We start from the raw sequence: 18253 nt of genomic DNA, 5'->3' as shown, positions 1-18253 counted from the left end.
CTCATCAAACCCACAAAGCTTTAGAATTTTATTCATGAAGGTTGAGATAATACGGGGTAGTCTTCTTGAAGTTAAAGCTGACGTAATAGTTAACCCTGCCAACAGCCACGGTTATATGGGTGGAGGAGTAGCAGGGGTAATAAAACGCTTCGGAGGGGAGGAGATAGAAAGGGAGGCTATATCTAAAGCTCCCATACCCGTCGGAAGTGCAATACTAACAACCGCCGGAAAATTAAAGTTTAAAGGGGTGATACACTCTCCAACCATGGAAGAGCCAGCCATGAGAACTTCAGAAGAGAAAGTCAGAAAAGCAACAAAGGCTGCCCTCCACCTTGCGGATGAACTTTGTTTTAAGAGCATAGCTATACCTGGAATGGGAACGGGTGTAGGTAGGGTTCCAAAAGAGGTCGCAGCGAGAGCAATGGTTGACGAGATAAAGAAATTTAAACCTCGTTGCCTTGAAAATATAATACTCGTGGATTTAGATGAGGAGCTCGTCAAGGAGTGGGAAAAGGCAATGAAAGAGTAAAGAGCCATCCAAACACTCCCTCCTATCGCATACGTTTGGAAAGCAGGGAGAACATTCCAATCCCAGGGAAACCTGATACACCCTCCTCCCTATGGGCTTCCACACCACCGGGTCTGAAGGTCCATATATAACAATCGTTGGAACACCGAGATAAGCTGAGAGATGGGATAGTCCCGAATCCAGCCCCACAAAAAGAAGCGCACTTTTTAGAGCTCTCGCTATCCAGAGCGGTTCATAGCTCTCAACGTAATTGGTAACATAGCCTTTCAACCATGTGTCCGCCTCGCCTATAAGGTAAACAACTTCATGCCCCCTTTTAACAAGGTGCTTCTCCAGTTCAAGGAATAGAGAAAGGTTTGGGTTCTTTTTCCTTGAGCCGCTGGAAGGGTGGAAAACGACCCTCCCCCTGAAGGGTGAATCGGGCAAGGTCTCAACAGGTAATACCCAGGAGAAGCTCTCTCCTATGAAGCCTGCACCCTCAAGATAGTGTTCAAGTATCCATCTTCTCTCCCTTGGGAAAGTTGGCAGGTTACCTTCGGAGGAAATCTCAAGTACCAGGTCAAAATCCTCGTTGGGTTTTTCACTTAAAACTCTATCTGCCCAGCCAACCTCCCTGGCAATTTTAAAGTAGTCTGTGTTTCCAACAGCCGTCGTATAAAAACCTTTGCTTTTGAGAATCTCAAGGAGTGGAAAGGTAAGAAGTGTATCTCCGAGACCGCCCCTACGGTAAAGAAGTGCCCTCCTCATAAGAAGATTTCGTAGCTAAGGGTTCCCTCAAAGACTTTATAGACGGAACCGTTTAGAAAAACTTCCTTCAACTCCTTATCAAAGTCTATTATGAGAAGCTCTTCGCTGCGGGTGACAACCTTAACAGGCTTTTTGCTTACAAGACCTTTTATATAGGCAACTATAGCCCCGGCTGTGGCTCCTGTTCCACAGGCAAGAGTCTCTGATTCAACACCTCTCTCATAAGTTCTGACCTTTATGGTATCTGCCGATACTGGCTCAATGAAGTTTACGTTCGTTCCCTTAGGTTGGAACTCCTCATGGAACCTAATGGCTCTCCCCAGTCCCCTAACGTCTGTACCTTCCAAGTTATCAACAGGAACCACAAAGTGGGGCACACCCGTGTTTATAAAAACACCTTTAAGCTCTCTACCATCAACTAATAGCGTTTTATCAACAGGTTCGGAAGGAGGTGTAAGCTGTACCTTCACCCTCTTACCGTCCTCAAGAACCTCTGCCTTTATAACCCCTGCTAAAGTTTCAAATTTCACGTACTTATCAACTATACCGAGGTCGTAGCAGAACCTAACCGCACACCTTGAGCCGTTCCCGCACATCTCAGCTTCTGATCCGTCAGAATTGAAGAACTGCCACCTGAAATGGTTGCTGCTGTCCTCAGGCTCCTCTATGAGTATCAGTCCATCTGCTCCCACACCCTTATGAGGCTCGCATACCTTTACCACGAATTCCTTAAGGCATACGCCGAGCTCCTCGGTTTTCTTGTATACCCTCCCATCACGGTTATCTATAAGTATGAAGTCGTTTCCTGAGCCTTGAAGCTTCGCAAAGTCCATAAGAAATATTTTATCTGGGGAGTGAACCTCTCATGCTGTAAAATTTTCCACTGATGAAAAAGAAAGCCATCCTCGCCCTTGAAGACGGAACTTACTTCCTCGGATACTCCTTTGGAGCCGAGGGCGAGACACAGGGGGAGCTCGTCTTTAACACGTCCATGACAGGCTATCAGGAGATACTTACAGACCCGTCCTACCGAGGGCAGATCGTGGTAATGACCTACACCCAGATAGGGAACTATGGCGTAAACGAAGAGGACCTTGAGTCGGGAAAGGTTCAGGTAAACGGCTTCGTAGTTAAGGAGGTATTTTTTAGGTATTCCAACTGGCGTGCAACAAAGTCCTTAGATGAGTATCTTAAGGAGAATGGTGTCGTGGGTATAGCTGGTATAGATACCAGAGCCCTGGTGAAAAAGATAAGGGAGCACGGTGTTATAAGGGGTGTTATATCAACGAATAACATAACGCCTGAGGAAGCTGTGAAAAAAGCCCGTCAGGTGCCGGACATCTCTGAACTTGACCTCATTCAGGAGGTATCCACCAGGGAGTCTTATCTATGGAAGCAAGGAGAATGGAGGCTGTCAGAGGGATATATAGAGACTGAAGGTGAGAAACCTACTGTGGCGGTTGTTGACTTTGGCGTGAAGTTCAACATCTTAAGGAGACTTGCAAGTGAGGGTGCGAAGGTTGTTGTGGTGCCCCCCGAAGAAGCTTTTGACTTTGCAAAGAAAGAGAGACCTGATGCTCTGTTTCTATCCAACGGACCCGGAGATCCCCAAAGGGTAGTTGAGGGCATACGACTGGTAAGGGAGTTCGCCGGGAAGATTCCTATACTGGGGATATGCTTGGGGTGCCAGATAGTAGGGCTTGCCCTTGGTGGAAGGACATACAAGCTGAAGTTTGGACACCATGGAGGAAACCATCCTGTAAAAGACCTAAAGACAGGAAAGGTGGAGATAACAGCCCAGAACCACAACTTCGCCATTGACCCGGATTCTCTTCCTTCAGAGGTAGAGATAACCCATATAAATCTCCTGGACGAGACTGTTGAGGGAATCAGGCATAAAGAGCTTCCTATCTTCGCAGTTCAGTACCACCCAGAAAACTCTCCCGGACCCCACGACTCCTACTACCTGTTCAAAGCGTTTGTGGATATGGCTAAGAGAGCCGGTCAATAAGCTCCTTTATACAAGAGCTTTTGTTTCGGAAACTCGCTCTGTTGCATATAAGCCACGCGCTTGATTTTCCAACCTCCTCAATTTCAACAAGCCCGTTCTCCTTAAGAGTCCTCCCCGTTTGAACAAGATCAAGTATGAAATCCGCTAAACCTATGATTGGCGCAAGCTCAACCGAGCCGCTGAGGTTTATGAGGTCAACTTTCACCCCCCTCTTGGAGAAAAAGCTTTTAGCTATGTTCTGGTATTTGGTAGCAAGCTTCAGGTAAAAGCTGTTGAAGTATTTCTCCTTACTTTCAGGCTTTCCTGCAACAGATATGCGACAGACACCTATCCCAAGGTCCAAGAGTCTGTAAACGTCAGGCTTTCTCTCCCAGTAAACATCATAGCCACATACACCAAGGTCTGCAGCTCCGTTTTCAACGTACACAGGGACATCAAAGGGTTTCACTAGAAGGAGGTTTATCTCTCCCGCTGTTATTGTTAGCCTTCTACCTTCCTCAAATTTTTCAGGTAATATACCTCTTGAGTATAGGTAGTCTATGCTTTCTTCAAAGAGCCTTCCCTTCGGGACAGCGATACTTATCATTTCCTCTTGGGCTTTACCCTTATAAGCACCTCATCGGGGTTTACACTCTCGCCCACCTGAACAAATATCTCCTCAACCACACCATCAACAGGGCTGTGTATTTCGTTCTCCATCTTCATAGCTTCCACAACTAGAAGAACATCACCCTCCTTTACCTCCTGACCTATGCTAACATTCACATTTACAACCTTGCCCGATATAGGAGAAGCTATGTCCCCCACATCTCTGGGCTTAGGTCTCTTAGGCATAACAGGGGCACCTTCTGAAAACTCGTAACCGCTCTCACTTACCTCTATCTCTCTTATAGGCTGAAGCACTACCTCTTCAAGTCTCCCATCAAGTCTGATGAAGAATGTTCTGCCGTTTGCTGTTTCCTCACCCCTTCCGGCTATCTGGACATGGTACTGCTCTCCATGAACAGTGACGTTAAACTCAATAGGCGCCTTCTCAGGACAAGTTTCACTGAAAGTATCCTCAATGGGAACAGGTGGAACCTCTCCCTTCTCTGCCTTCTCCCTCCACTCAAAAAACTCCTTAGCAACCACAGGGAAGAGAACGTAGGATAGTATGTCCTCTTCAGAGCGAGCTCCCGCCTCCTTAGCCTCGTCTCTTATCTTCTCAAGCTCAGGTTCTAAAAGGTCAGCTGGTCTGGTCTCATATATGGGTTCTTCTTCTCCAAGTATCTTTCTCAGAACCTCCTCTTTTACGGGTGTCGGAGGCTTCCCGTACAGCCCTTTAACGTAATCCTTAGTTTCCTTGGTAACCACCTTGTACCTTTCCCCGTGCAGAACGTTCATAAAAGCTTGAGTCCCAACTATCTGGGAGGTAGGTGTAACCAGAGGAGGATAGCCCAGGTCTTCCCTAACCCGCGCCACCTCTTCAAGAACCTGCTCAAGTTTATCCTCAAGGTTCTGCTCCCTTAGCTGGTTTATGAAGTTTGTAATCATACCTCCAGGTATCTGATGCAACAGGACACCCACATCGGGATAAGGTGGCAGAACATCGTATCTCTTATACTTCTGCCTTACCTCCTTAAACATATCACCAGCTTTTTTATATAGGGAGGTATCAACATTAACCTCATACCCAAACTCCCTTAGGACGTAAATCATAGTTTCCCCTGGCGGATGAGAGGTCTGACAGGAAAGGGAGTAAAAGGCAGTATCTATCATCGTAGCGCCGGCTTCAATTCCTTTAAGCTGTGCCATCTCAGCCAAGTCCGCCGTTGTCTGAGTATGGAGGTGCACAGGGTAATCAGGGTACGCATTCCTTAAAGCGGACACCAGGTCATAAGCCACCTTTGGCGAGAGAAGACCAGCCTGGTCCTTTATGGATATTATGTCTATTCCCATATCAACCAGTTCACCTGCAACCTTCACATAGTACTCAACGGTGTGAACTGGGCTTATAGCATAGGAGAGCACGCCTTTAACTATCCCCCCAACTTTCTTGGCAACTTCTATTGATTTGCGCATGTTGCGAGTATCGTTTAAAGCGTCAAATATCCTGAATACCTCTATGCCGTTATCGTAAGCCCTTTTTACAAATTCTTCAACCACATCATCAGCGTAGTGCCTGTATCCGACAACGTTTTGTCCCCTTAGGAGCATCTCCAACTTTGTGTTCTTGGCTGTATCCTTGAACTTCCTCAGTCTCTCCCAGGGGTCCTCCTTCAAGAACCTTAAACACACATCAAAGGTAGCCCCTCCCCAGACCTCAAGGGACCAGAACCCACATTTATCAAGAACCTCAATTATGTCCAGCATATCCTCTGTCCTGACACGGGTTGCAAGTAGACTCTGTATGCCGTCCCTTAACGATATATCTGTTACGAGTATCTCTTTCATGCCCAACTCCTTAAGAGGATAGTATAGCTCAAAAGTTTAAGTTTCTCCCAGACCTTTCCTTTTAAGGAACTCTTCCATAACCTTTATGGTTTTCTCGTATCCGAGCCTGTAAAGCTCCTCCGCTTTCCTTATGTCAAGAGGAGAGTACTTAAGTATGTCCGGAGTTATAACTATGTCGCAGAGTTCCTTCCTCTTATCCACGTTGGAACGAACAGCCAGGAAAAAGCTCCTGATAAGGACGTTAACTATGTTCCCAACACTGCTGACTTTCTCCACAGGGTTAACATCCACCCCTATCTTCAGGGTCTTCAGCTTTTCAAAGGGTTCAACCGGCAGGTTGTTCATAACACCTCCGTCTATAAGAAGATAATTCTGGTATCTTACCGGCTCAAAGATACCGGGAAGGGCACAACTTCCGAGAAGAACAGGAATCAGCTCCCCACTGTTAAAGTATAGGGATCGGGCTGAAAGCAAGTCTGTGGCGCATATATAAACTCTCTTTCGCAGCTCTTCTATCCTTTCAAAGGGTATCTGTTCCCTTAAATACTTCTCAGCCTTTTTCAATGAGAAGAGACCGCTACGCGGTATTTTAGGGATGAAGAGAGACAACCAAGGCGTCTTCTTGACAAGCTCAAGCATATCATCTGGATTGTATCCGCAGGCGTAAAAGACAGCCACTATTGAGCCCGCACTTGAACCGCTCAGAGCCTGTATGTTGAACCCCAGCTCTTCCAGAGCTTTTATGACACCTATGTGAGCTACCCCGCGGGCAGCTCCCCCTGAAAGAACGATATTAACCCTCATAAGGTACCCTCAGTAAGACCGTACATATACATGCTATCCCCTCCACCTGACAGAAGCCTTCTCTCCGCTTCCCCTTTATTGATATCCTTTCCACGGGTAACCCTGTAAGCTTTGAAAGCTTTTCCTTTATTGTCTCTTTGTAAGGTGCTATCTTCGGTTCATTCGCTATAAGGACGCTATCTAAGTTAATAAGCTCATACCCTTTACCTTTCATTCTCTTTATTGCTTCTTTCAAAAAAAGCTCGGAAGAGACCCCCTTCCACCTCTCATCTTTATCACTAAAAAGCTCACCTATGTCAGGCTCTCCAATAGCTCCAAGTATCGCATCTGTGAGGGCATGGAGGAGGACATCCCCGTCAGAATGTCCTTTCAGTCCCTTCGGGAAATCAATCCGTACCCCACCCAAAAAGAGGGGTTTACCCTCCTCAAATTCATGGGAATCAAAACCAAGTCCTATTCTCGTATGCATTTCCTATACGTTGAACCTGAAGTAGATTATATCTCCGTCCTGAACCTCATACTCTTTACCTTCAAGCCTGACAAGTCCCTTCTCCTTTGCCTTCACCATAGAGCCTGCCTTTATGTAATCCTCGTAGTTTATAACTTCAGCAGCTATGAAGCCCCTCTCTATATCCGAGTGGATTTTACCTGCCGCCCGGGGTGCCTTTGTTCCCTTAACCACCGTCCATGCTCTAGTTTCCTTCTCTCCTGCGGTAAAGAAGGTTATAAGATTAAGAAGCCTGTATCCCTCCCTTATAACTTTGTGAAGTCCAGGCTCTTTAAGTCCGTAAGCCTCAAGGAGTTCTTTCCTTTCCTCTCTTTCTAATCCTGCAAGCTGAGCCTCAAGCTCCGCACAGAGGACCACCACAGGAGCGTTCTCTTCCCGGGCTCTTTCCTTTACCTTCTGGACATGGGGGTTATTATCCCCTTCCGGGAGATCGGCTTCGCCGATATTAGCAATATACATCACGGGTTTGGTGGTAAGTAAGAATAGCTCCTTTGTTGCATACATCCATGTATCTTCAGCGAATTTATCTTTATACCTTCTTAAAGGCTCCAAACCTTCTAAGACCTCTTTTATCTCTTTGAGGTACTCAAACTCCTCCTTGGCTTTCTTGTCGTTACCCTTGGCAGCTTTCTCAACCCGCTCAAGCCTCCTGTTAACACTTTCCAGGTCCTTGGCTATTAGCTCTATGTCTATTATGTCAGCGTCTCTGATGGGGTCAACGCTTCCTTCAACATGAACCACATCCGGGTTCTCAAAACACCTGAGAACCATAGCTATAGCATCAACTTCTCTTATATGGGATAAAAACTGGTTTCCCAGCCCTTCACCCTTACTTGCACCCTTAACAAGACCAGCTATATCCACAAACTCTATAAAGGTAGGTGTTATCTTCCTTGACTTCTCAAGTTCGGCGATCCTGTAAAGCCTGTCGTCTGGCACCTCAACAACACCGATATTGGGCTCTATAGTACAGAAAGGATAGTTTGCCGCCTGAGCCTTTGCGGTTTCTGTCAGGGCGTTAAAGAGTGTTGACTTCCCCACGTTTGGGAGTCCGACTATCCCCAGATTAAAACCCATAGCCCAATAATATAGTGTCTTTCAGGGAGGATTTCCACCCAGGACCTGCTCCCTCAGGTTCTGTAACTCTTCAAACATCTCCTTGGTGTTAAATCTGCTTTGGTAGGTTTCAAGCATAAGTTTCCAGTCCCAGTAGTTATTCTTAGCCTCAAGGAAAGAAACCTTTTCAAGCCTGTCCTTTATAAAAACCGCAAGGAAGGTTGACATTATAGGCTGGCTCTGCTTTAAGGATTCCCAGAGAAGGAGCCCCATAATCAACACCTCGTTCCCGTATCTCTTTCCGAAACCAGCTATACCAAGAATATCCTTCACCTGGGTGGGATAGAGCCTCCTCAAGCCGTCTCTGAAGGGTTCAAGGAGTGCCATAAACTCCTCCTGGGACAGCCTCTCGGTTTTGAGCTCTTTACCCTCTCCTTTCCTCTCGTTATCCCCGTCCTGGGATGGAAACTGAACTATCTTCCCCATCACTTAGACCCGCATATATACTTTACTCCCGTCCGGGTTCTTGCCCAGTGGGGAGTTCCCGGTTCAAGTTCTATCATATCTCCCTCTTTCAAGACTATCTCCTTACCATTAACACCTATCACCACCTCTCCTTCAATCACCCACCTTACTTCCCTGTCCGGGTGGGTATGGGTATCGTAGTAAGTTCCCGGGGGGTCCTGCCACGTGTAAACAGAGTAGCCACTCCTTTTAAGTAGGTTCTTTATCTTCTCTTCGTCTCTTATCCCTGTAGATTCAAACCTGACGGTCATAGAATAAAATTATATTCCTCCTATGGTACTTGATAAGTGGAGCGAGTTCATAGACAAACTCAGGGAATTTTTCAAGAAGAGAGGATACCTTGAGGTCTTTACACCGGCTTTACTGGATTACCCCAACCTTGATGCCAACGTTGAACCCATACCCGTTAAGGTTAAAAGACAGGGAACGGAGAGAACCATGTGGCTACAGACATCTCCTGAGTATTCCATGAAGAAACTCCTATCAAAATATAGGAGAGACATGTTTCAAATCGCAAAGGTCTTCCGAAACAATGAGCACGGAAGACTCCACAGAGTTGAGTTTCACATGCTTGAATGGTATAAAACAGGAGAAAGTTACGAATACCTGATTGAAGAGATAAAGGAGCTCCTGAACGAACTCTTCGGGTACACAGAGTTTGAAGAGCTGACCTTAGATGAGTCTTTCAAAAGACACTTAGGCTTTAATCTACTTCAAGATAAGGAGAGCCTTCAGGAAGCTTTAAAAGAGAGAGCCATATACTATGAAGAAGATGAAGACTGGGAAACCTTATTCTACAGGGCTTTTGTAGAGGTTGAAAGGAGGCTTGGCAGGGGAAAACCCATTTTCATCAAGGACTTTCCACCACAACTCTCAGCCCTTGCAAAGGTGAGGAACGAGGTTGCGGAGAGGTTTGAGCTCTTCATAGAAGGGGTTGAGCTCGCCAATGGCTGGACTGAGGAGACTAATCCAGAGGAGATAAGAAGAAGGTTGCAAAGGGAAGCTCTAAAAAGGGACCTCCCTGTAGATGAGGAATTTATAGAAGCTCACCGCACCATACCTGACTGCGCAGGATGTTCTATAGGGGTTGACAGGCTGTTTATGCTCTACTTAGGAAAGAGCTCCCTTGACGATATAGAATTATTTAAGCTATGAATCCCTTTGAGGTTTTTCTGGAGATAGTCTTACAGTTTTCAGATTTGAGGTGGTCTGAGTTCAGGGACGATCTTGTAGTTAAGTGCATGAAAGTCCTCCGCAAGTTTAGGGATGGTCAAACCTTAGAGGAGGTCCTATCGGATAAGAAGCTCTCCTCAGAGATAGAAAGTGTGCTGGGTTTCCTTGAGAGCTTTGCAAAAACTAATCCTCCTGAAGTGACAAACAGGCTCATAGATGCCCTGAATATGTTTACAAAGGCTCCCGCCCCCTGTAAGGTAAAGATAATAGCCCTTATGGAAACTATGCTGGGAAGAGAGGTACAGCGTTGAAGATAGGAGATATCCTCAGGAAAGGGGTGTTCAGCGTATCCTTTGAGTTCTTTCCTCCCAAGAACGAAGAGGGTGAGAAACAGCTCTTTGAAACGATAAAGGAACTCAGGGAGTTGAAACCCACCTTTGTTTCCGTTACATACGGAGCCGGAGGCTCCACAAGGGATAGGACGAGGAATGTGGTCAGGAGAATACATGAAGAAATAGGTCTTAACGTTATGGCTCACCTTACCTGTATAGCTCACACAAGGGAAGAGCTCCTTGATATACTCAAAGACTACAAGGATATAGGTATTGATAACATTTTAGCTCTCAGAGGGGACGTGCCCCACGACAGGCCCGACTTCAGACCTCCGGAAGGTGCATGTAGGTATGCGGTTGAACTTGTCAGACTCATAAGGGATAGGTTTAAGGATTACTTCTCCGTAGGAGTTGCAAGCTACCCTGAAGGGCACCCGGAGTCACCTAATATGGAGTGGGAGATAAGGTACTTTAAGGAAAAAGTTGAAGCTGGGGCTGAATTCTCCATAACCCAGATGTTCTTTGAAAATACCTATTATTACGAATTTATAGAGTTGTGCCATAAAGCAGATATAAACATACCTGTGATACCGGGCATAATGCCCATAACCAACTTCAAGCAGATAAGGAAGTTTGCCAGCATGTGTGGGGCTACAATACCTCAGTTCCTAATAGAAAAGATGGAGCCTGTTGAAAATGACCCGGAGGAGGTAGCAAAGATAGGAGTGGAGTTTGCGATAAGACAGTGTGAGGACTTACTCAGAAACGGTGCTCCCGGGCTTCACTTCTACACCCTCAACAGGTCAAAGGCCACCCTCCAGATATACTCTGCCATAAGGGAGTTGATACCTGTCAAGGACCTATATGCCTGACGAAGGAGGGTATCTCCTCACTCCTGAGCCAACCAGCTTCTTCCAGCTTCTCATCTATAAAGCTCTTATCCTTTTTGAGCTTACCAGCGAGGTATTCAAGGAACCCCTTTCTGTCCCCCTTAAACTTCTCTATCTCTTCCCCGCTAACCTCTGGAAACCTTGAGACTATCCTCTTCTTCACCTCTTCCCAGGCAGCCTTATTCTCATAGAGGACGAACTTTTTGTCTCTCACTCCCGTCTTGGTTACCAGCTCTTTCAAACTTTCAACCACCTCAGGGTCATAGGTAAGTATGGCTTCTGCCATGACAGGATCAAGGGTGTAGTAAATACCAAAGAGTTTACCAAGAAGCCTTCTCTTCGTTCTTATGAAGAGGGTGAGTTTTTCTTCAACCTCGTGGAGCCTTTCATAAAGCAATTCCCAGTAGTTAAGCAGTTCAAGCTCAAGTCCGCCTATGTATCTGATATGAGCTGTAAGCTCGCTCATGCTGAAGCTCTTCTTCTCCACAACCGCTGGTCTTTCAGAGTTCTTCCTCGTATCCCCGTAGTCAACATGGACGTCCGTATGTATCGGAGGGATTATGTGGTAAGAGTCCGATTCCCACCCAGCCTTTCTGAGTATCTGTTCAGCCCCGCTTTCATCTATGTTGTACCTCTTCATGAGGAGCTTCTTAAGGCCTTCCCTGTCTCTCTTGTACTTGTCAAGCTCCTCTTCGGGTATGTTAACCTCCACGTATATAAGTTTTTCCTCACCGTCCTCCCCTCGGATTATTATGTTCTTCCTACCGTTAATGTGCCTCCTTATAAACTCCCAGTCTGTCTCTGTCATTATAGGTTCCGGGTGCCAGCGTGAATCCATCTCGCTCTCAAGTTCAAGGTATGGGACGGTCTCATACCAAGTAGCCTTTGTGAGCTTCTCCTCTACAAGCTCCTCGGGTTCTCCGAGCCTTTCCCTAACGTACTCTATAAACTCTTTCCTCTTGAACTTGTACCTGTCTATCTCATCAAAGGTAAGCTCAGGAAAGAATATCTTAAGTTTGTACCTGATGTAATCCCAGTCGCCAAATAGGTTCTGGGGTTCTAATACCTCTTCAAAATAGGGGTGCTTCTTCATGAAGTCAAAGTAATAGGATATGTACTTCCTAACCCTGGGGTCGGTATTTATCAGAGCCTGCATAAACTTCGGGTCAAAGTGCTTAATCATATTGAGAAGCCTTGCTATGTTCACCTTCTTTATATTGTGCAAGTGGCACAACTCTATGGCGTAATCCTTAGGTATCTTATGGTTGATTTTGCAATACTCGTTCAGGACATCCATCTCTCGCTTGAGAAGTTCCCTCAGCAAAACGAGCTTTTCAATTGAAGAAAGGTTCTCCTTCAGTACAAGTGTTTCAAATACTCCCATCTTCCTACCCTCCTTTGTTTAATTTTATTCCCTTATCCATGCGACAACCCTGATTCTGGCTATGTTCAGAAAGAGTTATCACCTTATAAGCATGAGAGCTTCTTTGAAAACGTAGCCCGGTTCTATATCAAGGCACCTGTAATCTCCAAATTTACACTCTCCCCTTCCGTGAAGGTCACAGGGCTGGCATTCAAGGTTTTTAATTATGACTCTGCCCTCCTCCGGGTAAAGGGAGAAACCGAGGGTCGGGTGAGTTCCACCGTATATCTGCAGAGCGGGAGTTCCTACAGCCCTGGCACAGTGTAAAAGACCAGAATCGTTACCTATGAACACACGGGAGAGTTTTATCACACCGAGCACGTCCGGGAGGCTGAGCTTTCCGCACAGGTTGACGCCTTCAACTTCTCCCAGCTCCTTTCTGTCCTTTTCATCGCCGAGCCATACGACCTCAAAATTGTTCTCTTTAAGGAGGAGAGCCAGTTCCTTAAAGTATGGATACCTTTTCTTCTTATATCTTGCACCTGCGCCGAAAGTTATAAACTCCTCAGAAGGCAAAACTTCCTGAAGTCTTTCAAGCCTTTCATCGGACAGGATTATTTTAGGTAGAGGGACAGCCCCCCGCCCAATATCTCCGAGTGCCTCCAGGTAGCTCTCTGTCACAAAGTAAGGTCTGCGAAAACGGGAAAACCTCACGGCGAGCCTTCGTCTCAGGGAATCCTTCTTATAAGAGAGCCACTTGCCTCCGAGCTTTCTCCGTAACCACAGAGTTCTTAAGTTCTTGTGAACGTCTATGAAAAGGTCAAAGTGATGTTGCCTCAGTGTATCTATTAGCTCCTTGCTGAAGATCTCATCTCTGGTTGTAGGTATGGTTGAAACCCTCCAGTCATCTTCAAAGAGCGTATGATAAGGTTTAAATGTCAGGAGGAAAGGCTTGTAACCCCCTCTTATCAAAGGCTCTATAAGAACAGAGCTGAGAACCACATCGCCCAGAGAAGATAGACGTACTATAAGAGCTTTCTTCATTATCCACCGCTGACGGGCGGAATTATAGCGATCCTTTCATCACCTTCTATCCTGTAGTCTTCCGAAACATACTCTTCGTTCACGGCAAACTTGACCCTGTCAATAATCTCTGCCGCTTCCGGATGCCTCTCCTTCAGAACTTCCCTCAACTTTGCCACACTCCCTCTAAAATCCAGCTCCTCCTCGGAAATTCCAAGCTTCTCTTTGAGTACAGAAAAGTAAATAACTCTTGGCATGAGAATTAATATAAACTAAAATCTTTAAAAGGATGGGGGAGACGGGGAAACTTCTTGATTTTCTGAAGAAAAGTATTCTGTTCCAAGGTCTACCTGAAGGTGACCTTAGAAAGATATCGCTGAGCTTTGAGTTTATAGACCTACCTATGGGCGAGGTCCTCTTTTACGAAAAGGAAAATAGCAGCGATATGTATCTTGTCCTTGAAGGAAAAGTCCGCGCTTCTCTCTTTGATGAGCATGGTAACGAATTAGTTCTTGCTGAGCTGGGACCGGGGGAATTTATAGGGGAGATGAGCATGATAGACCAGCTTCCACGCTCTGCCACGGTCATAGCTGAGGAACCAACAAGGTTGGCTTCTTTAAGCAGGGAAACCTTTTTAAAGATTATCAGAGAAAACCCCGACATAGCTATCAACGTTATAAGGGCTCTGGTTACAAGACTAAGAAGGGCGGATGACATGATTGAAGCGCTTGCTTTCAGAAACGTAGAGAGCAGAATTGTAAAGTTTTTAGTTGAAACCGGAAGGGAGAAGGGTTTAACGGAAAACGGAAAGTACAGGCTAAGGAAGATGACCCATAGGGACCTTGCAGCAAGGGTTGGCGCATCAAGAGAAGCTGTCACAAAAGCCCTCAAGGCGTTAGTTTTTAAAGGGATTATAGAGGATAGGGGGAACTTCTGGCTGATATCCCCCGATGCGGAGGAGAAGATAGACCCTTAGGAGACCTTTTCAAGAACCTTCTGAATCCTGAGGGTTATCCTCTCCTTGGGCAGGGTTGAAAGAAGAATGTCTATTCCCACCCCTTCAAGCTGACCAGTCAAAGCTATCCTCAGGGAGTGCCATATCTCCTTAGGTTTAACACCGAGCTCTTTTTGAAGTTCCTTAGCAAGGGACCTAACATCCTCAGGGTTCTCCAGGTCTCTCTCCTTTAACTTTTCAACAAAAAGGCTCAAAACCTCAAAACTTCTAAGCTCCTCAAGCTTACTCCACATCTCAGGGCTTATATCAATCTCATCTACGAAGAAAGGTTTTAACTTGTCCACCATCTCTACAAGAGTATCGTATGCATCCCTTGTCCTGTCCAGAACCTTTTTCACGTATTCTTCATCCTCAAGACTGTATCCAGCCTCCTGCAGAAAGGGAAGGGCTAACTCATAGAGCCTCTCTAAACTCACAACCTCCCTTATGTACATACCGTTCATCCAGGTCAGCTTTTCCCTATTAAAGACCGCCGGTGCAGAGTTAACATCCCTGAGATCAAAGAGCTCTATTAGCTCTATCTTTGAGAAAATTTCTCTTTCTGTGTTGGGAGGTGACCAGCCAAGGAGGCATAAATAATTGAAGAGTGCTTCCGGCAGGTATCCCTCTTCCCTGTAATTCTTCACCGATACAGCCCCGTGCCTCTTGGAGAGCTTGCTTCTATCCTCCCCCAGTATAACGGGAAGGTGAGCAAACTTTGGAACTTCAAAACCCAGAGCTTTGTATATGAGTATCTGCTTTGGCGTGTTCGGAATGTGATCTTCCCCCCTCACCACGTGGGTTATGCCCATGAGAGCATCGTCAACCACAACCACAAAGTTGTAAGTCGGGCTTCCATCGCTCCTGACTATGACGAAATCCCCAAAATCATCTGCGTTTATAACTATAGGACCTTTTACCAGGTCTTCAAAGAAGATATTTTCCCCTTCTGGCACCCTGAAACGTATCGTAAAGGGCTTTGCTTCCTCTTTAAACCTCTCAACTTCTTCAGGGGAGAGCCTTTTGCATTTACCTGAGTATCTGTAGGCTACACCCTTCCTTTGGGCTTCCTCTCTCTCCCTATCCAGTTCCTCCGGGCTGCAGAAACAGGGGTAAGCATGCCCGCTCTGAAGAAGCTTATCAACATACTCCCTGTATATGTCAAACCTATCCGATTGTCTGTAGAATTCATCCCATTCTATCCCGAGCCATTCAAGGTCCTTCAGGAGCATCTCCTCATACTCTTTCCTGGAACGCTCTCTATCCGTATCCTCAATTCTCAGAATAAATTCCCCACCGCTGTGCCTGGCAAACAGATAGCTGAATATAGCCGTTCTGGCATTACCTAAGTGGAGATAACCAGTGGGGCTTGGGGCAAAACGAGTTCTTACCATAGCTATTTAATTATATGTGAAGGATGGGATATAATAAACTCGGGAATTCCGGGAGTAAAGAAAAGGAGGTACGATATGAAGCTCACTTTCAGCGTAATTAAGGCTGACATAGGTGGTTACGTTGGACATTCGGACACCCACCCAGAGGTGGTTGAAACCGTCAAGAAGGTGATTGAGGAAGAAAAGGAGAAAGGGAATCTTATAGACTGCAATATACTTACCTGTGGTGACGATATCGCTATAGTTATGACCCATACGCACGGAGTGGACAACGAGGTGGTTCACAGGATAGCCTGGAACGCCTTTGAAAAAGGTACAGAGGTTGCCAAAAAGTTAAAGCTCTACGGTGCGGGACAGGACCTCCTTACGGATGCCTTCAGTGGAAATATAAAGGGTCTCGGTCCGGGTGTTGCAGAGATGGAATTTGAAGAGAGACCTTCAGAACCGCTCATAGTCTTCTTTGCTGACAAAACTTCTCCAAGCGCATGGAACCTCCCTCTCTACGAGATGTTCGCCGACCCCATGAACACAGCCGGTCTCGTCATAGACCCTAAGATGCACGACGGATATACCTTTGAAGTGCTGGACGTTTACTCCGGGAAAGCGGTTAAGCTTAGTACTCCTGCAGAACTTTACGACCTGCTCGCTTTGATAGGTTCGGTTGGCAAGTATGTGGTTAAGAATGTTTACAGAAACTACGATGGCGAAATAGCAGCCACAGCTTCAACCCAGAAGCTATCCCTAATGGCAGGTCAGTACGTGGGTAAGGATGACCCTGTTATGGTAGTCAGAGCTCAGAGCGGTTTCCCGGCGGTGGGAGAGATCCTTGAACCCTTTGCAAGACCTTGGATAGTTGAAGGGTGGATGAGAGGTTCTCACAACGGACCTCTTATGCCGGTCTCCTTTGAGGACGCAAGACCTTCTCGTTTTGACGGACCGCCAAGGGTGATAGCAGCCGGTTTCCAGCTTGCTCAAGGGAAACTGGTTGGACCAACGGATATGTTCAGAGACCCAGCCTTTGATAAGGCGAGGGTAAGGGCTCAGGATATGGCTGATATCCTGAGGAGACAAGGTATATTTGAGCCTCACCGCCTTCCCGCTGAGGAGATGGAATACACAACCCTACCGAAGATTCTTAAAAAGCTTGAGGGGAGGTTCTATGACATTGAAGAGCAGAGGCTTGAAAAAGGTCAGGTGATGGAAAAGGAGGACATGGATTAAAGCCTTTCACCTATATGCTTTTCCAGGAAGCTTATTATGTAGTTAAGCTTCCTGTCCTTCCTTCTCTCTTCCTCTATCTTCTTTATTCCGTATATCACCGTGGAGTGGTCGCTCCTGTTGAAAGCTCTCGCTATTTCTATAAGGGAGGCATCGGTAAGCTTTCTACAGAGATAAAAGGCGATGTGCCTCGCCCTGTTAACCTTCCTGGAACGGCTGCTGCCTACGAGTTCCTCAGGTTTTATACCGAAATGAACAGCTGTGTAGAGTTTTATCTTTTCAAGGCTGCTAGAGCTGACAGCGTTTTTCTTCAGGTGCTCAACACCCTTAAGTTTTATACCTCTCAAGGTTCCTTCTATATCCCTGACGTTGTCAGAGGTGTGTTTCATTAAACTCTCAACTATCCTATCCTGCACTTCTATCTTGAGCTCACACAGCTTTCGCTTTATTATTTCCAGCTTTGTAAGCTCGTCCATGCAGACCTCAACCACAACACCTCCCTCAAATCTGCTTATGAGCCTGTCAGAGATATCTTTTAACTCTTTCGGGTGTCTGTCGGAAGCCAGCACGATCTGCTTCTCATTTAAAAACATATGGTTGAATATGTTAAAAAATTCAATCTGAGTCCTGTTCTTTCCAGAGAGAAACTGCACATCATCAAGAAGCAGCAGGTCTATATTTCTGTAAGTGTTTCTGAACTCCTTAACCTTACCAACCTTTATAGCCTCAACCATATCCTCGGAAAAATCGTTCGCAGACTTGTAGACCACCCTGTATCCCCTTTCGGCACATGCATTCCCTATAGCCTGAAGGAGATGGGTCTTACCAAGACCAACTCCTCCATATATGAACAGCGGGTTATAAATCTTACCGGGATTTTGAGCAACTTCGTAGGCAACCTCATAGGCAAGCCGGTTTCCCTCACCAACTATGAAGTTACTGAAAGAGTATCTTTTATTCAAACCTTCAGACTCTGTCTCTCTCTTTTCCTGGGTTTTCTCTGCTTCCAGACCTTCAAGGCGGACCAACACCCTGTCCTTAAAACCGTCTCCGAATCTCTCTTTAAGGAAGCGCTCCACTGTTTCCTTTAAGGTTTTATCCTCTGTATACAGAAAAATTCTCCCCTCCCTCTCTTCCATACGGAATTTACTCATCAAAGCCAGGAGAGACCTGTCTATCCTTTCCAGATGGGCTAAAAACGTCTTTATATTAACTCCCTCCATAGCTTCTACTATTGTTTCAGCTAACTGGCA

21 protein-coding genes are annotated in these 18253 nt (G+C 46.0%); 7 read left to right on the top strand and 14 right to left on the bottom strand.

Annotated features, from left to right (window positions below; translation table 11 throughout):
- The first annotated feature begins 34 nt into the window (after positions 1-34).
- Positions 35-529 carry an ADP-ribose-binding protein gene (locus BCF55_RS03815; protein WP_121010230.1) on the top strand — a complete coding sequence of 165 codons (495 nt, stop codon included), beginning with the start codon at positions 35-37 and terminating at the stop codon, positions 527-529.
- On the opposite strand, the gene BCF55_RS03810 is transcribed toward BCF55_RS03815, so the two are convergent.
- Entirely contained in the window at positions 482-1276 is a 795-nt protein-coding gene (locus BCF55_RS03810; protein WP_121010227.1) for a glycosyltransferase family 9 protein, read from the bottom strand. The two genes, BCF55_RS03815 and BCF55_RS03810, sit on opposite strands and share 48 nt — an antisense overlap.
- Positions 1273-2109 carry a diaminopimelate epimerase gene (dapF, locus tag BCF55_RS03805; RefSeq protein ID WP_121010224.1) on the bottom strand — a complete coding sequence of 279 codons (837 nt, stop codon included), beginning with the start codon at positions 2107-2109 and terminating at the stop codon, positions 1273-1275. The genes BCF55_RS03810 and dapF overlap by 4 nt, the downstream gene beginning before the upstream one ends.
- 53 nt (positions 2110-2162) lie before the next feature.
- Between dapF and carA the strand changes: the two genes are divergently transcribed.
- A complete protein-coding gene (carA, locus tag BCF55_RS03800; protein ID WP_121010221.1) occupies positions 2163-3287 on the top strand; it encodes a glutamine-hydrolyzing carbamoyl-phosphate synthase small subunit in 1125 nt (374 codons plus the stop codon).
- Here carA and hisG read toward each other — a convergent pair.
- From hisG to BCF55_RS03765, 7 genes are read right to left on the bottom strand one after another with little or no spacing between them, the layout of a single operon-like run.
- Positions 3268-3873, bottom strand: a complete 606-nt coding sequence (hisG, locus tag BCF55_RS03795; protein WP_121010218.1) for an ATP phosphoribosyltransferase — start codon at positions 3871-3873, stop codon at positions 3268-3270. The two genes, carA and hisG, sit on opposite strands and share 20 nt — an antisense overlap.
- Complete coding sequence (gene oadA / locus BCF55_RS03790; protein WP_121010215.1) at positions 3870-5720, bottom strand: sodium-extruding oxaloacetate decarboxylase subunit alpha; 1851 nt, start codon at positions 5718-5720, stop codon at positions 3870-3872. The genes hisG and oadA overlap by 4 nt, the downstream gene beginning before the upstream one ends.
- Before the next feature lie 36 nt (positions 5721-5756).
- The gene (locus tag BCF55_RS03785; RefSeq protein WP_121010212.1) at positions 5757-6524 is read right to left on the bottom strand and encodes a patatin-like phospholipase family protein; all 768 of its coding nucleotides are present in this window, start codon (positions 6522-6524) and stop codon (positions 5757-5759) included.
- A complete protein-coding gene (gene ispF, locus BCF55_RS03780; RefSeq protein ID WP_121010209.1) occupies positions 6514-6993 on the bottom strand; it encodes a 2-C-methyl-D-erythritol 2,4-cyclodiphosphate synthase in 480 nt (159 codons plus the stop codon). The genes BCF55_RS03785 and ispF overlap by 11 nt, the downstream gene beginning before the upstream one ends.
- Positions 6994-6996: 3 nt before the next feature.
- On the bottom strand, positions 6997-8109 hold the full coding sequence (gene ychF, locus BCF55_RS03775; protein ID WP_121010206.1) for a redox-regulated ATPase YchF: 1113 nt from the start codon (positions 8107-8109) through the stop codon (positions 6997-6999).
- A gap of 21 nt (positions 8110-8130) precedes the next feature.
- The gene (locus BCF55_RS03770) at positions 8131-8574 is read right to left on the bottom strand and encodes a hypothetical protein (protein ID WP_121010203.1); all 444 of its coding nucleotides are present in this window, start codon (positions 8572-8574) and stop codon (positions 8131-8133) included.
- Positions 8574-8864, bottom strand: coding sequence for a cupin domain-containing protein (locus BCF55_RS03765; protein ID WP_121010200.1), 291 nt, complete (start codon positions 8862-8864; stop codon positions 8574-8576). The genes BCF55_RS03770 and BCF55_RS03765 overlap by 1 nt, the downstream gene beginning before the upstream one ends.
- Before the next feature lie 22 nt (positions 8865-8886).
- Between BCF55_RS03765 and epmA the strand changes: the two genes are divergently transcribed.
- From epmA to metF, 3 genes are read left to right on the top strand one after another with little or no spacing between them, the layout of a single operon-like run.
- Positions 8887-9768, top strand: coding sequence for an elongation factor P--(R)-beta-lysine ligase (gene epmA, locus BCF55_RS03760; RefSeq protein WP_121010197.1), 882 nt, complete (start codon positions 8887-8889; stop codon positions 9766-9768).
- Entirely contained in the window at positions 9765-10097 is a 333-nt protein-coding gene (locus BCF55_RS03755) for a hypothetical protein (protein ID WP_121010194.1), read from the top strand. The genes epmA and BCF55_RS03755 overlap by 4 nt, the downstream gene beginning before the upstream one ends.
- A complete protein-coding gene (gene metF, locus BCF55_RS03750; protein WP_121010191.1) occupies positions 10094-10990 on the top strand; it encodes a methylenetetrahydrofolate reductase [NAD(P)H] in 897 nt (298 codons plus the stop codon). Before BCF55_RS03755 ends, metF begins: the two co-directional genes overlap by 4 nt.
- Here metF and BCF55_RS03745 read toward each other — a convergent pair.
- The 3 genes from BCF55_RS03745 to moaD all read right to left on the bottom strand — a co-directional run bounded on the left by BCF55_RS03745 (position 10971) and on the right by moaD (position 13651).
- Positions 10971-12392: a hypothetical protein gene (locus BCF55_RS03745; protein ID WP_121010188.1), complete on the bottom strand. Its 1422-nt coding sequence runs from the start codon at positions 12390-12392 to the stop codon at positions 10971-10973. The two genes, metF and BCF55_RS03745, sit on opposite strands and share 20 nt — an antisense overlap.
- A gap of 78 nt (positions 12393-12470) precedes the next feature.
- Positions 12471-13415: a glycosyltransferase family 9 protein gene (locus BCF55_RS03740; RefSeq protein WP_121010185.1), complete on the bottom strand. Its 945-nt coding sequence runs from the start codon at positions 13413-13415 to the stop codon at positions 12471-12473.
- On the bottom strand, positions 13415-13651 hold the full coding sequence (moaD, locus tag BCF55_RS03735; protein ID WP_121010182.1) for a molybdopterin converting factor subunit 1: 237 nt from the start codon (positions 13649-13651) through the stop codon (positions 13415-13417). Before moaD ends, BCF55_RS03740 begins: the two co-directional genes overlap by 1 nt.
- A gap of 32 nt (positions 13652-13683) precedes the next feature.
- Between moaD and BCF55_RS03730 the strand changes: the two genes are divergently transcribed.
- Complete coding sequence (locus BCF55_RS03730; protein WP_121010179.1) at positions 13684-14370, top strand: Crp/Fnr family transcriptional regulator; 687 nt, start codon at positions 13684-13686, stop codon at positions 14368-14370.
- On the opposite strand, the gene gltX is transcribed toward BCF55_RS03730, so the two are convergent.
- On the bottom strand, positions 14367-15782 hold the full coding sequence (gene gltX / locus BCF55_RS03725) for a glutamate--tRNA ligase (protein ID WP_121010176.1): 1416 nt from the start codon (positions 15780-15782) through the stop codon (positions 14367-14369). The genes BCF55_RS03730 and gltX overlap by 4 nt on opposite strands.
- A 75-nt stretch (positions 15783-15857) precedes the next feature.
- Here gltX and fbp point away from each other — a divergent pair, with 75 nt between their 5' ends.
- Positions 15858-17003 (top strand): fructose-1,6-bisphosphate aldolase/phosphatase, encoded by a 1146-nt coding sequence (gene fbp / locus BCF55_RS03720; RefSeq protein ID WP_121010173.1) that lies wholly within the window; start codon positions 15858-15860, stop codon positions 17001-17003.
- Here fbp and dnaA read toward each other — a convergent pair.
- Positions 17000-18223, bottom strand: a complete 1224-nt coding sequence (gene dnaA, locus BCF55_RS03715) for a chromosomal replication initiator protein DnaA (protein ID WP_121010170.1) — start codon at positions 18221-18223, stop codon at positions 17000-17002. The two genes, fbp and dnaA, sit on opposite strands and share 4 nt — an antisense overlap.
- Positions 18224-18253: the final 30 nt, after the last annotated feature.

The sequence above is a fragment of the Hydrogenivirga caldilitoris genome, assembly GCF_003664005.1.
GTDB lineage: Bacteria > Aquificota > Aquificia > Aquificales > Aquificaceae > Hydrogenivirga > Hydrogenivirga caldilitoris.
This window is presented reverse-complemented; position numbering and strand designations above follow the sequence as displayed.

Excerpts from the sequence above, each read along its gene's own strand:
- moaD (WP_121010182.1), bottom strand. The coding sequence starts at position 13,651 with ATGCCAAGAGTTATTTACTTTTCTGTACTCAAAGAGAAGCTTGGAATT.
- oadA (WP_121010215.1), bottom strand. The coding sequence starts at position 5,720 with ATGAAAGAGATACTCGTAACAGATATATCGTTAAGGGACGGCATACAG.
- carA (WP_121010221.1), top strand. The coding sequence starts at position 2,163 with ATGAAAAAGAAAGCCATCCTCGCCCTTGAAGACGGAACTTACTTCCTC.
- hisG (WP_121010218.1), bottom strand. The coding sequence starts at position 3,873 with ATGATAAGTATCGCTGTCCCGAAGGGAAGGCTCTTTGAAGAAAGCATA.
- dapF (WP_121010224.1), bottom strand. The coding sequence starts at position 2,109 with ATGGACTTTGCGAAGCTTCAAGGCTCAGGAAACGACTTCATACTTATA.
- fbp (WP_121010173.1), top strand. The coding sequence starts at position 15,858 with ATGAAGCTCACTTTCAGCGTAATTAAGGCTGACATAGGTGGTTACGTT.
- BCF55_RS03765 (WP_121010200.1), bottom strand. The coding sequence starts at position 8,864 with ATGACCGTCAGGTTTGAATCTACAGGGATAAGAGACGAAGAGAAGATA.
- BCF55_RS03810 (WP_121010227.1), bottom strand. The coding sequence starts at position 1,276 with ATGAGGAGGGCACTTCTTTACCGTAGGGGCGGTCTCGGAGATACACTT.
- BCF55_RS03785 (WP_121010212.1), bottom strand. The coding sequence starts at position 6,524 with ATGAGGGTTAATATCGTTCTTTCAGGGGGAGCTGCCCGCGGGGTAGCT.
- epmA (WP_121010197.1), top strand. The coding sequence starts at position 8,887 with ATGGTACTTGATAAGTGGAGCGAGTTCATAGACAAACTCAGGGAATTT.
- BCF55_RS03770 (WP_121010203.1), bottom strand. The coding sequence starts at position 8,574 with ATGGGGAAGATAGTTCAGTTTCCATCCCAGGACGGGGATAACGAGAGG.
- BCF55_RS03815 (WP_121010230.1), top strand. The coding sequence starts at position 35 with ATGAAGGTTGAGATAATACGGGGTAGTCTTCTTGAAGTTAAAGCTGAC.
- gltX (WP_121010176.1), bottom strand. The coding sequence starts at position 15,782 with ATGGTAAGAACTCGTTTTGCCCCAAGCCCCACTGGTTATCTCCACTTA.
- ychF (WP_121010206.1), bottom strand. The coding sequence starts at position 8,109 with ATGGGTTTTAATCTGGGGATAGTCGGACTCCCAAACGTGGGGAAGTCA.
- BCF55_RS03740 (WP_121010185.1), bottom strand. The coding sequence starts at position 13,415 with ATGAAGAAAGCTCTTATAGTACGTCTATCTTCTCTGGGCGATGTGGTT.
- ispF (WP_121010209.1), bottom strand. The coding sequence starts at position 6,993 with ATGCATACGAGAATAGGACTTGGTTTTGATTCCCATGAATTTGAGGAG.
- BCF55_RS03745 (WP_121010188.1), bottom strand. The coding sequence starts at position 12,392 with ATGGGAGTATTTGAAACACTTGTACTGAAGGAGAACCTTTCTTCAATT.
- dnaA (WP_121010170.1), bottom strand. The coding sequence starts at position 18,223 with ATGGAGGGAGTTAATATAAAGACGTTTTTAGCCCATCTGGAAAGGATA.
- BCF55_RS03755 (WP_121010194.1), top strand. The coding sequence starts at position 9,765 with ATGAATCCCTTTGAGGTTTTTCTGGAGATAGTCTTACAGTTTTCAGAT.
- BCF55_RS03730 (WP_121010179.1), top strand. The coding sequence starts at position 13,684 with ATGGGGGAGACGGGGAAACTTCTTGATTTTCTGAAGAAAAGTATTCTG.